Consider the following 13,281-nt stretch of genomic DNA (forward strand, 5'->3'; position numbering starts at 1 on the left):
CTTGAAGGTCAACACAAAATATCTTATAATGAAAGAAAAATTATCAGGAGCAATCATCATGAAAAAACAATTTCACATTGGAGAGATTTCAGAATTTTTCAATCTGCCTGCTTCCACCTTACGTCACTGGGAAAGCACAGGGATTTTGACACCAAAAAAGAATCACGAAAATAACTACCGCGAGTATACGATAGAAGACTTTATGAATCTCTCCGATATTATTTTTTACAAAAGTCTGGGACTCCCGCTCAAACAGATACAAACGATGGAACAGTCCACCCCTGAAGAGCATTCCTTTTTATTACATGAAAAAATTGATGAATTAGTTCAGCAACAGCAAGAACTTCAGCACCGAATGCAAAAACTTCGCAATCATCTAAATGCTATAAATACTTTAAATGAGCTGAAATCCCATCCATTCACAGAAGTCGACATCGATACCGACTGTATTGTCTCTTTTGATTTAGGTGAAATCGAAAAACTCCGACAATATATTGAGAATCCGTATCTGTATTCTCGTGTACAGCATTCAGAACATATTCAGTCAGAGCTTCGGGGATTGACGATTCCGTCTGAACAGCGCTCTTTGTTTCCCGATACTCAGGTACTTTGGGAGAAGAGCAGACACCGTTACATCGCTTGTTTGATGAAAGAAGAAGTCACGGAAGGATTTCCTAATAATTTGTCTCAACTGCTGTCGCAGATTCAAAAGACATACCGCACCGGTTTTATAATCAGCCGATTTTTATTGCGTGCCAAAGAAAATGGAAAGCTCTATGACTTTTACAAAACATTTGTTGAAATTGAGGAGGATTCTTATTTATGTTAACATCACTTGCATTTATTTTTCTCGTAGGTCTTGCTGCCGCAGCTATTTGTCAGCAATTAAAGCTACCCCGTATTATTGGAATGCTCATCACCGGAATCATTCTAGGTCCATATGTTCTTGACTTGCTTGATCCTTCTATTTTGTCCATTTCATCCGAGTTACGGCAAATGGCTCTGATCATCATTCTGTTAAAGGCCGGATTGTCATTAGATCTGTCTGACTTAAAAAAAGTCGGGCGTCCCGCTGTTTTGATGTCATTTGTACCTGCAAGTTTTGAAATACTCGCTTTTTTCCTTTTTGCCCCTCATATTTTGGGGATTAAACCGATTGAGGCAGCTGTCATGGGAGCCGTTCTCGCTGCAGTATCTCCTGCTATTGTCGTACCACGAATGGTCCGCCTGATGGACCAGAATTACGGTACAGATAAAAGTATTCCGCAGCTTATCCTTGCCGGTGCCTCCTGCGATGATATTTTTGTCATCGTGCTGTTTTCCACATTTTCCAATATAACCCAAGGTGGAAATGCACATCTGATGGATTTTGTCAACATTCCGGTTTCCATCTTGTTCGGCATCGTACTCGGTGGCATTACTGGGTATCTGCTCAGTTTATTTTTCGAGACAGCACATGCACACAAGCATTGTGTCCGAAACAGTATGAAAGTGATTATTGTATTAGGAATTTCTTTTTTGTTAATGGCAATTGAAACGTGGATGAAAGACATTGTATCTATATCCGGTCTTTTAGCTGTTGTAAGCATGGCATGCCTGTTAAAAATTAAAAGCACCACTTTTGTTTCCAAAAGACTTTCTGATAAATTTGGGAAATTGTGGCTCGCCGCAGAAGTCATTCTGTTTGTTTTAGTCGGAGCTGCTGTAGATATCCGCTATACGCTGAACGCAGGAGGTGCTGCCATTCTCATGATACTGGTTGCACTTCTATTTCGTTCTGTCGGAGTTGCGATATGCCTTATCCGGACGAGGCTCACAAAAAAAGAACGGTTCTTCTGTATCCTTTCTTATCTTCCAAAGGCTACCGTTCAGGCTGCTATTGGCTCTGTTCCGCTTGCTATGGGACTCCCTTGCGGACAGATTGTCCTTTCCGTTGCAGTTTTAGGAATTTTAATCACTGCCCCGCTTGGTGCCATATTGATCGATGGCACTTACAAAAAACTACTTTGCCAATCAAAAAATAAGAAATAACGGAACGTTTTCATTGATTCTTCAAAAACTGTTCACATTTTTCTTACTTTTCTATCACACTTTTTACACAAAAAGCCAGTATACTAATAACCATAAAAGATATTAATCTTTTTATATCATTTTCTTTTTCATAATTGCCGGTCATAAGACCGGCTTTTCCTCTGTTTATCCCCTTTTTATATACAACATAAATCTTCTTAAGATTAACTTAATAAAATTTCCTTTTCTTTTAGAATCTAATCATATTTTGGACACATTTTTCTTTTATACTAAAGTCAGATAGTTGATAGAACAACTATCTCCCCCCTCATAAAGTAATTCATCTTCGGGGTAACTCGAAGATGTACACTTTACTCTCATTCCTTTAAATAACCAAAAAAGAAAGCTGTCACAGCTTTCTTTTTTTGTCTATCTTTTTCGTTTTTCCATCCAAGTCAGCAAATCGTCAAAAACCAGACTACGATCCACTTCATTTAAAATCTCATGGCGGTCATTTTCATATAACTTCATAGAAACATCTTCTATTCCACATGATTTGTAATTTTTATAAATGTTTTCCACACTCTTTCCAAAGTTACCAACAGGGTCGTCTTTTCCAGCAACCAAAAATATAGGAAGTGTCTTTGGTATCTTTCCATTTTTTTCCTGATGGTTTACTGCCAGTATTCCACAGAACATCTGATAATAAGCGTTTACGGTAAACACAAAGCTGCATAACGGATCTTTTGCATACTTTTGAGAATTAACGGGATTCCTTGACAGCCAGTCCGAACCATTTGTCTCTTGTGAGAACTTCTTATTGAAACCGCCAAACGCCATATTGTTCACCAATTTACTGCGGTATTCCCAGCCTTTTCCAAAAGCAATAATACGACATAGCACTTTGCCGGCTGTAAGAAGCAGATTGGACTTGCTTCCAGTTCCCATCACAATGGCTCCCGAAATGCCATCCCCATATAATCCAAGATACTGTCGAAGCAGAAAAGATCCCATACTATGTCCCAGCATAAAATATGGTACATCTTTATATTTTTTCTTCGTTATCTTTCTCAAATGGTGAATATCTCCTATCACGTAGGTATTTCCTTTGGATTCATGAAAAAATCCAAGCTTATCTTTTGACGTGACAGATTTGCCATGACCTAGATGGTCATGGCCCACAACATAATATCCTTTTTCTGCTAGAAATCGTGCAAATTCATCGTAGCGGTCAATATGCTCCACCATGCCATGGCACATCTGCAATACCGCCGCCACTTTCCCATCCGGTATCCACTCAATTGCATGAATCTGCGTGGCGCCGTCTTTGGATGGATAATAAAATTCGTTTTTCACTACTCTTTTGTTCATTTACATCATCTGCTATCTATCATGAATTCTTATATAATCTCTGTGCGGACACAATGGTTTATAAGCCGGACGGATGATCTTATCCACATTCTTCAGCTCTTCTAACCGGTGTGCACTCCAACCTACGATACGTGCTGCCGCAAAAATCGGTGTATAAAGCGCTTTTGGAAGCCCAAGCATTCCATATACCAAACCACTGTAAAAATCGACATTTGCGTTAACACCTTTGTAAATTCTACGTTTTTCCCCAATCACTTCTGGCGCCATATGCTCTACCATCTCATACAAAGCATATTCTTTTTCGCAGCCTTTCTCCGTTGCAAGCTGCTTTACAAATTTTTTAAAGATATCTGCTCTTGGGTCAGAAACAGAATATACTGCATGTCCCATTCCATAGATCAGCCCTTTTTTATCAAATGCTTTTTTATCAAGCAGATCTTCCAAATATTTACGAACTGCATCCCTGTCTTCCCAGTCTGACAAATGTTCTTTCATATCTTCAAACATCTGTGTCACCTTAATATTGGCGCCACCATGCTTTGGCCCTTTCAAAGATGCCATCGCTGCCGCCATAGTCGAATAGGTATCTGTTCCGGATGAAGTTACAACGTGTGTCGTAAAGGTCGAGTTATTTCCACCGCCGTGATCCATATGTAATACTAATGCCATATCCAGAATCTTTGCCTCTAATGGTGTATATTTCCGATCTTCACGAAGCATCATTAAAATATTTTCCGCCATAGACAGTTCTTTTAATGGTGCATAGATATATAAATCTTCACCTCTGCGATAATTGTAAGCATGATAGCCATATACCATTAACATCGGGAACTGGCTGATCAAATTCAGACACTGGCGCAGAACATTCGGAATCGATGTGTCATCCGCTTTTTCATCGTAAGAATACAGATTCAGTATAGAGCGTGACAAACTATTCATCATATCTCTGCTTGGTGCTTTCATAATAATATCACGCACAAAATTCGGTGGAAGTGTTCTTCTCTCTGACAATGCTTCTGTAAATCTCTTCAGCTGCCCTTCTGTCGGAAGTTCCCCGAACAACAGCAGATATGTCGTCTCTTCAAATCCGTAATGTCCCTCTGCCAAAAATCCATTCACCAGATCCTTGATATTGTAACCCCGGTAATACAAATTTCCCTCACACGGTACTTCCTCACCGTCTACAATCTGAGATGCACAGACATCAGAAATGTTAGTCAGCCCGGCGAGAACACCCTTTCCGTTGACATCACGCAGGCCTCTTTTTACCTGATATTCTGTATATAACTCTTTTTCAATTGCATTGCTTTCTTCACACAATTTTGCAAGCTGCAAAATCTCTGGTGTAATGTCAAACAATAACTCGTCTATTGAATTTGCCATAGCCATTCCCCTTTCCGTCTTTAAAGTATTGTAGTTTATTATACTAAATTGTAAATAAAAAAACAACAAATATATCATGAACGATTTCTTAAAAAAGAGACAAATTTTTGTAAAATTTGTCTCTTTTTTCAAAATATTCTAATTGCTCGTCGGAAAATATGGTCTCAATGCTCCCGCCACATTACTGATCGGCATCGTCTGAAGCCAAACGCGTCCAGGTCCCGTAATCACTGTATTAAACAGTCCCTCTCCTCCAAATACGACATTTTTTAATCCTCTGATTGTCTGAATGTCCATCTGGCAGCTTGGTGTCATCGCCGCAAGATGTCCTGAATCAATTACGATCTGCTGTCCCGGCTGCAGTTCATATTCCACTACATGACCATCAAACTCAGCAAAAACCGTTCCTATTCCAGACACCCTCTGCAAGATAAATCCTTCTCCACCGAACAATCCCGATGCCACTTTTTTGTGGAAATGAATCGACAGTTCCACACCTGCTTCTCCCGCAAGAAACGCACTTTTCTGGAAAATCATCTCATTTCCAGGTGATACCTGAAATGCCTTGATAGAACCCGGAAAGCTTGAAGCAAATGCGATCATTCCATTTCCGCCCTGTGCTGTGTAAGTATTTTGAAATAAAGCTTCTCCTGAAAATGCTCTTCCAAATACTTTTCCGATACCTCCGTTTGATGTCGTCTGCATCTCCATATTCGGTGACATCCACGACATTGATCCACGCTCTGTGATCATTTTTTCACCGGATTCCAAATAACAGATGACAACCGGTAATGTCTCCCCTTTGATTTCATAACGCATATGAATCCCTCCTTTGTGAAGTTTATAGCTGCTGATTAATTCTATCACTAAGCACTGCAAATTCCTGCAATGTCAAAGCTTCACCTCTCACACTCGGACCTTTTCCAAGACTTTCGATCGCAGTTGTGATCACTTCTTTCGGAAGATGAATCTCCGGCGAATTATTCAGTCCGTTGGCAAGTGTTTTTCTTCTCTGGTTAAAAGAAGCACGGATAATCTGGAACATTAATTTTTCATTTTCAACTTGTACCGGCGGTTCTTTATGACGTGTCAGACGAATGACTGCCGAACCAACCTTTGGTCTTGGCATAAAACAATTCGGCGGCACATTCGCAACAATATATGGTTCTGCGTAATACTGCACAGCGAGGGAAAGTGCCCCGTAATCTTTGGTCCCCGGTCCCACCTGCATCCGATCTGCCACCTCTTTTTGCACCATGACAGTAATACTTTCAATCGGTACATGGCTTTCAAACAAGCCCATAATAATCGGTGTCGTAATATAATACGGCAGATTTGCTACCACTTTGATCGGCTTGTTGTCATTATATTCCTTTGCAAGTTTTGGAATATCCACTTTCAGCACATCGTCATTGATCACAGTCACATTGTCGTATGCCTGCAACGTATCCTCCAAGATCGGAATCAATGCTTTGTCGATCTCCACCGCCACAACCTGTCTTGCAGCACATGCGAGATACTGTGTCATCGTCCCGATTCCCGGTCCGATCTCCAGCACAAAGTCATCCTTCGTAATCTCTGCTGAACTGATGATTTTATCCAACACATGTGTGTCGATCAAAAAATTCTGTCCAAACTTTTTCTGAAATGAAAAATCGTATTTTTGTAATATTTCAATTGTATTTTGCGGATTGCCTAATGTTGGCTTTGTCATATATTTACCTCAAATTCTAAATAAATCTCTTCCATTTTTCTCTGTGCGGCTAACAACTTCATCGTAGCTGATTCCTTTGAGCTGCGCGATCTCCTGAGCGATATAAGGAATATTCAGAGAAGAATTGCGTTTTCCTCGATTCGGAGCCGGTGCAAGATACGGCGAATCCGTCTCCAGCAGAATCTTTTCCATCGGTATATCTGCCACAACTTCTTTGAGTTTCTTGCTATTCTTAAATGTGACAACACCTCCGACACCGATGTGAAATCCCATCTTCACATATTCCTGCGCCATCTCTTTTGAATACGAAAAGCAATGAATTACACCGCGAAGTCCTTTTGCATGCTGCTGCATCATCTCAAGCGTGTCCGCCGCCGCATCTCTGCTGTGAATGATGACCGGAAGGTTGAATTCCCGCGCCAGTTCAAGCTGCCTTTGGAACCATTTTTTCTGTATCTCATGAGATTCGTTATCCCAATAATAGTCAAGTCCAATTTCTCCAACTGCCACAACCTTATCTCTCTTGCACTGTTCTCTCAAATATGCAAATTTTTCCTCATCCAGTATTCCTACTTCATCCGGATGCACACCTACTGCCGCATAGATAAATGGATACTCTTGTGCCAATTGTACCACTTCTGTGCAGGATTGAAAAGTGGCACCGACATTAATAATCGTGCCAATGCCATTTTCCTGCATAGAATTTAAAAGCTCTGTTCTGTCTTCCTCAAACTGCTCATCATCATAATGCGCATGGCTTTCAAATATCATTGCTTCCATCTTATAAAATCTCTTTTCTTAACTGTTCCGGAGTCTTCTGTGACAATAATGCCGGCGCAATATCAAATACTGTCTTCGCCCCACATTCACCATTTGCGGAAAGTCTGTATGCCGCTCTTGCATAAGCAACTAAAACACTTGAAGTAAACTCCGGATTTGAATCCAGTTTCAAAGAATACTCAATCACATGTTTATTTCCTTCTCTTCCTGTCTCTCCTGTGCGGATCACAAAACCACCGTGAGGCATTTTGCTGTGATTTTCCTTTAATTCTTCTTCTGTGATAAATGTCACTGTTGTGTCATAATCTGCAAAATAGTTTGGCATTTCCTTGATTGCTTTTTCAATCTGTGCCTTGTCCGCACCTTCTTCCGCTACAACATAGCATTCACGCAAATGCTTCTGTCTTGTCGTAAGCTCCGGCTCACTTCCACTTCTTACTTCTTCAACTGCCGCTTCAATCGGTACTGTATACTGGATTCCGTTTTTTACTCCTTCTACACGACGGATCGCATCAGAATGTCCCTGACTTACACCTTTTCCCCAGAATGTGTAAGTGCTTCCCTGTACTAAAATAGACTCTGCGTAAATACGGTTCAGCGAAAACATTCCCGGATCCCAGCCAACAGAGATAATCCCAATATGATTTCCCTCTTTTGCTGCTGCATCTACATTTGCAAAGTATTCCGGAATCTTTGCGTGTGTGTCAAAACTGTCAATAATATTAAAGTTCTTTGCAATCTGTGGACCCATAACTGGGAGATCTGTCGCAGAGCCCCCGCACAGAATCATCACATCCACTTCTCCTTTCAGAGAAAGTACATCATCTAAATGCACCTTTTTCACACCTTCCGTGAGAATGTTTACATCCTCCGGATTACGGCGTGTCACAACCGCCACAAGCTCCATATCATCGTTACGCTCAATTGCAAGCTCCACACCACGTCCTATATTTCCATAACCTACAATACCAATTCTGATTTTATTCATTTTTCTGTTCTCCTTTCAACTTTGGGGACGTAGTAAAATTCAATTTTACTACGTCCCCAATTGAATTTTGCCCTGTCCCTTTTTGACTTTTACGTGAACTAATTTTAACAAATTTCCGCGCCTGCCGGCATTGTTTTTTCCGGTGTCATCAGCGCAAGGTTACCTTCTGCATCTTCTGCACACAAAAGCATACCTTCTGACAGAACCCCTGCAAGTTTTGCAGGCTTCAAATTCACAAGTACCATAACTTTTTTTCCAACCATTTCTTCTGCTGTATAATGTCCTTTGATACCTGACACAATCTGTTTTACCTGACTTCCGATTTTCACCTGCGAGCAAAGTAATTTTTTCGATTTTTTTACTTCCTCACAAGCGATAATCTCTCCAACCTGGAACTGCATCTTCATGAAATCGTCAAATGTGATCTCTTCTTTTGCTTCGATATCAATTCCTTCCTCTTCTTTTTCTTCCTCTACCGGTGGATGAAGCTCTTCCACTTTTTTTATCACTTCTTCCAAATCAAGTCTCTGGAATAAGATCTCCGGCTTATCTGTTACATTTCCGCCGTTCAACTGAGCAAGAATCTTTTCAGCTGTCTCCGGCATAAAGGATGACAATAATTCTGCTCCCTTAGAAATGCTGTCAATCAAGTTATAAAGCACTGTCTCAAGACGATCTTTCTGCGCTTCATCTTTTGCAAGTACCCAAGGCATTGTCTCATCAATGTATTTGTTGCAACGTTTGAAGAGATTGAAAATCTCTGTGATCGCATCTGCCACACGAAGTTTGTCCATCTTCTCCTCGACAGCTGCCGGAGTGCCGTCTACAACCGCCTTCAAGTCTGCATCTACATCCCCTGCTACTCCCTTGTCAGTCACGCTTCCGCCAAAATATTTATTTGTCATGGAAACTGTTCTGTTCACAAGATTTCCAAGTGTATTTGCAAGATCAGAGTTCATACGCTCTACCATCAGCTCCCATGTGATTACACCATCATTTTCGAATGGCATCTCATGCAGCACAAAGTAACGGACAGCATCCACACCGAACATATTCACAAGCTCGTCTGCGTAGATTACATTTCCTTTCGATTTACTCATCTTTCCGTCACCCTGCAAAAGCCATGGATGTCCGAAAATCTGTTTCGGCAATGGCAAATCCAATGCCATCAAGAAAATCGGCCAGTAAATTGTATGGAAACGAATGATATCTTTTCCAATCAAATGCAAGTCAGCAGGCCAGTCTTTTTTGAACTGTTCTGTGCTCTCGCCGTCACAGTCATAACCAATACCAGTGATGTAGTTTGTCAGCGCATCAAGCCATACATATACAACATGTTTTGGGTCAAAGTCTACCGGAATTCCCCATTTAAATGAAGTTCTCGATACACAAAGATCCTGAAGCCCCGGCAATAAGAAATTGTTCATCATCTCATTTTTACGGGAAACCGGCTGAATAAATTCCGGATGCGTGTTAATGTGCTCAATCAGTCTGTCCGCATATTTGCTCATTTTGAAGAAATATGCTTCCTCCTGTGCTGGTTGCACCTCGCGTCCACAGTCCGGACATTTCCCGTCTACTAACTGAGATTCTGTGAAAAATGACTCACAAGGTGTACAGTACATTCCTTCGTAGTGTCCTTTGTAAATATCACCTTGTTCATATAATCTTTTGAAAATCTTCTGAACTTGTTTCTCATGGTAATCATCTGTTGTACGAATGAATTTGTCATAAGAAGTATTCATCATATCGGCAATCGCCTTTACTTCCCCGGCAACTTTATCCACAAATTCCTTTGGTGAAACGCCTGCTTCCTCCGCCTTCAACTCAATTTTCTGTCCGTGTTCGTCAGTTCCTGTCTGGAAAAATACATCATATCCCTGACTTCTCTTGTATCTTGCAATCGCATCTGCAAGTACAAATTCATATGTGTTTCCAATATGCGGCTTGCCCGATGTGTAGGCAATCGCTGTCGTCATATAAAATTTCTTCTTGTCCATGTTCCTACTCCTTTTTGTATAAAAAATGAAACCCATCTTCCCAACAAAAGTTAAGAAGACGGGTCTGATACCGTGTTACCACTTCTCTTCGCTTATACTTCACAGTATAAACCTTATCAAGTATGCTCATACACCATACTCTGTCGCTGTAAAGGGCGATCCCTTTGTGCTTCACTAAAATCTTTCAGCTTGGCACACCGCTCAGGAGCCATCTTCGATATCTCTTTCATCGTCTCTTCTCAGCTTCATGAGACTTCTCTGTAAATGTCTGAAATATCTACTCTTTCCATCATTGCGTTTCCTGTTTTTAATGTTATTTCACATGTGAAAATCGTATCACAGGATTTTCTCGGTGTCAAGATTCCCATTTTTCTTTTTTATTACAGTTCGCACATCAGTCAATAGTAAATGGCGTGGAGTGAACTGTAGTCACACATCACTCTACTTCCAATACTTATCCAAGTACTTTTCTATTTCTTCTTGTGACAATGAGAATTCTTCCATCAAATTCTTCCTTGCCTGGTCTTTAGAAATATTACATTTCATGCAAATACGAATTGTTGCTTTAATCCCTTCAGCCAATCCCTCATTTAGTAAGTCTTCCCTCAAGGCTTTTCGAAATTCTTCTTCGTCATATTCTGTCAAAATCATATCTACGACCTCCGCTCGATTTTTTTGAAGTACATCTGCAAGAATTCCATTTTTAATACAATTATCCACTGCAATCTCCACTGACTTTTCAAACTGCATCCCCTCTGCAAGATACTTGCGGATTATTGCGATAAACTCTGCATATTCTCTCAATTGCTTACACTTTTCCATCAATTCTCGATTCTTCCCCAAATTAATATTAAGCACAACTGCTGTACATTCCAGTGCTGGATTCATTTCCCCTTTGTCCTCAATAAACAAATCACTCAACTTCAACTCCTGACGTTCCGGCTCCTTTTTTGTTCCATTGTAAAATACAATATACTGTGGGAACGGAATATGTAGTGGCGATGTAGAATACAATCGATATTTCACCGGCTCAATGTACTCCCGATACAACGATGAAAAATAGAATAAGCCACGCAACGGTAAGTTGGGACTGAACGAGCTCTGATGTTCATAAAGATTCATCACATCACCAATGATAAAGGACAGATCATTTTTCATCCCCATATAGACCACGTCTTCAATCGTTGTGATAGTTAAATCATCGGGATTCGTATAATTGCTGTCATTGATCGCATTGTAAAGCTCCAGCAAATCCTTTTTCTCATGGAAAATAACTCGGAATACCCTGTCTTTATACTTCTTATTTATCTTATGTTCTACCAAATGTTTTCCTCCTTTACATTTTATCAAATACAAATCTATGAATCAATGAAAAGAGCATACTTTCATAGGCGCCACCTACCTTTTTAATACAGAATAAACTATAACTTTTTCATAAAATACAAATCGGATTTCTTGTGACGAACGCCACGGAATTTTAGAAAATATAGAATGTTTGATTTGTAGAATTAATCATAGCACGATAAGTCCCAGATTACAATATTTTTGACCAAAAGAGATGCACCGACACAATGCATCTCTTTTTCCAATCTGATTACAATTCTCCTCCGTTTGTTTTGATCACCTGCTGATACCAGTAAAATGATTTTTTCTTCAGGCGTGCAAAGTCTCCTGTTCCGTCATCATATCTTCTCACATAAATCATTCCGTAACGTTTTGCATATTCTCCGGTAGATGCAGATACAAGGTCAATGCAGCCCCACGGTGTGTATCCCATCAGATCCACTCCATCTTCCACCGCAAGCTTCATCTGTTCAATATGCTGTCTGAGATAATCGATGCGGTAGTCGTCATTTACTGTTTGGTCCTCCTCCAGTACGTCTTTTGCCCCCAATCCGTTTTCTACAACCATCAGTGGTAAATGATATCTGTCACTTAAGTCATTCAACGCATAACGCAGTCCTTCCGGATCAATTTGCCATCCCCAGTCTGAGGCTTTCAGATATGGATTTAAAACTCCTCCGAGGATATTTCCCTCCCCGCTCTTTTCTTTTGAGTCTGCCGTCTGGCAAGAAGACATATAATAAGAAAATGTGATAAAATCTACTGTTCCGTTCTTTAAGATTTCTTCATCTCCTGCTTCTTTCTCCAACACAACTCCCATCTCTTTCAGAAGAGAATCTGCATATGCCGGATATGCTCCGTATGCCTGCACATCTGCGCAGTAATAATTGTAAAGACGATTGTATTTCTGGCAGACAAGAACATCCTTTGGATTGCATGTCAGCGGATAACTCGCCGCGTAAATCATCATATTTCCGACTTTATATTCCGGATCAATCTCATGCGCCATTTTCACGGCAAGTGCAGATGCAACGAACATGTGATGAAGTCCCTGAAATCTCTGCTGCGGAATGTCCGGCTGTTCCATGAACACCGTAGGATTTTCCAAATCATTTAAGATTCCCTGATTCAAAAGCGCTCCCATCGGTGCCACAGAGCTGTTGATCTCATTAAATGTAAGCCAGTATTTTACCTTCCCTTTATAACGCTCGAAAATTGCGCGGCAATAATTGAGATAATAATCGATCATTTCTCTGCTCACCCATGCATTACATTTCTTCGTCAATCCAAATGGTACTTCATAATGCGAGATAGTAATGATCGGTTCAATTCCGTATTTCAGACATTCATCAATCACTTCCTCATAGTGTCTTAAACCTGCCTCGTTTGGCTCTTTCTCGTCGCCGTTTGGGAAAATTCTTGTCCATGCAATTGAAAAACGATAGCATTTGAATCCCATTTCCGCAAATAGTTCGATGTCCTCTCGGAACTTTTCATAGTGACGAATCCCCTCGTGACTCGGATAAAATGTCCCCTCCTCCAGCACCGGAGTAATTCGCTTGCTCTGTCCAAATTTTCCTCCTGTACAAATATCAGAAACTGACACACCTTTTCCATCTTCGTTCCATGCACCTTCACACTGATTGGCAGCTGTAGCGCCGCCCCACAAAAATTTTTCAGAAAATCCCATC

11 protein-coding genes are annotated in these 13,281 nt (G+C 40.6%); 2 read left to right on the forward strand and 9 right to left on the reverse strand.

All coding sequences use genetic code 11. The annotated features are described in order from the left end of the window. Positions 1–58: 58 nt before the first annotated feature. Both BQ5364_RS16900 and BQ5364_RS16905 read left to right on the forward strand, forming a co-directional pair. Complete coding sequence (locus BQ5364_RS16900; RefSeq protein WP_022250211.1) at positions 59–829, forward strand: MerR family transcriptional regulator; 771 nt, start codon at positions 59–61, stop codon at positions 827–829. Next, positions 823–2,031 carry a cation:proton antiporter gene (locus BQ5364_RS16905; RefSeq protein ID WP_071144681.1) on the forward strand — a complete coding sequence of 403 codons (1,209 nt, stop codon included), beginning with the start codon at positions 823–825 and terminating at the stop codon, positions 2,029–2,031. The genes BQ5364_RS16900 and BQ5364_RS16905 overlap by 7 nt, the downstream gene beginning before the upstream one ends. Positions 2,032–2,439: 408 nt before the next feature. Here BQ5364_RS16905 and BQ5364_RS16910 read toward each other — a convergent pair whose 3' ends face one another. The 9 genes from BQ5364_RS16910 to BQ5364_RS16950 all read right to left on the reverse strand — a co-directional run bounded on the left by BQ5364_RS16910 (position 2,440) and on the right by BQ5364_RS16950 (position 13,280). Next, complete coding sequence (locus tag BQ5364_RS16910) at positions 2,440–3,381, reverse strand: alpha/beta fold hydrolase (RefSeq protein WP_004614381.1); 942 nt, start codon at positions 3,379–3,381, stop codon at positions 2,440–2,442. A gap of 12 nt (positions 3,382–3,393) precedes the next feature. Continuing rightward, positions 3,394–4,764 carry a citrate/2-methylcitrate synthase gene (locus BQ5364_RS16915; RefSeq protein WP_044988010.1) on the reverse strand — a complete coding sequence of 457 codons (1,371 nt, stop codon included), beginning with the start codon at positions 4,762–4,764 and terminating at the stop codon, positions 3,394–3,396. Between the two features lie 138 nt (positions 4,765–4,902). Further along, complete coding sequence (locus BQ5364_RS16920; protein WP_044988012.1) at positions 4,903–5,583, reverse strand: TIGR00266 family protein; 681 nt, start codon at positions 5,581–5,583, stop codon at positions 4,903–4,905. 22 nt (positions 5,584–5,605) lie between these two features. Further along, entirely contained in the window at positions 5,606–6,478 is an 873-nt protein-coding gene (rsmA, locus tag BQ5364_RS16925; protein WP_004614384.1) for a 16S rRNA (adenine(1518)-N(6)/adenine(1519)-N(6))-dimethyltransferase RsmA, read from the reverse strand. Between the two features lie 9 nt (positions 6,479–6,487). After that, positions 6,488–7,249 (reverse strand): TatD family hydrolase, encoded by a 762-nt coding sequence (locus tag BQ5364_RS16930; protein ID WP_044988034.1) that lies wholly within the window; start codon positions 7,247–7,249, stop codon positions 6,488–6,490. A 10-nt stretch (positions 7,250–7,259) separates the two neighbouring features. Further along, a complete protein-coding gene (locus BQ5364_RS16935) occupies positions 7,260–8,246 on the reverse strand; it encodes a diaminopimelate dehydrogenase (RefSeq protein ID WP_004614386.1) in 987 nt (328 codons plus the stop codon). Positions 8,247–8,350: 104 nt separating this feature from the next. After that, on the reverse strand, positions 8,351–10,282 hold the full coding sequence (metG, locus tag BQ5364_RS16940) for a methionine--tRNA ligase (RefSeq protein ID WP_004614387.1): 1,932 nt from the start codon (positions 10,280–10,282) through the stop codon (positions 8,351–8,353). 405 nt (positions 10,283–10,687) lie between these two features. Continuing rightward, positions 10,688–11,569, reverse strand: a complete 882-nt coding sequence (locus tag BQ5364_RS16945) for a hypothetical protein (protein ID WP_022249873.1) — start codon at positions 11,567–11,569, stop codon at positions 10,688–10,690. A 271-nt stretch (positions 11,570–11,840) separates the two neighbouring features. Then, positions 11,841–13,280 (reverse strand): glycoside hydrolase family 1 protein, encoded by a 1,440-nt coding sequence (locus tag BQ5364_RS16950; protein WP_022249874.1) that lies wholly within the window; start codon positions 13,278–13,280, stop codon positions 11,841–11,843. Position 13,281: the final 1 nt, after the last annotated feature.

It is taken from the genome of Coprococcus phoceensis (genome assembly GCF_900104635.1).
GTDB lineage: Bacteria > Bacillota > Clostridia > Lachnospirales > Lachnospiraceae > Faecalimonas > Faecalimonas phoceensis.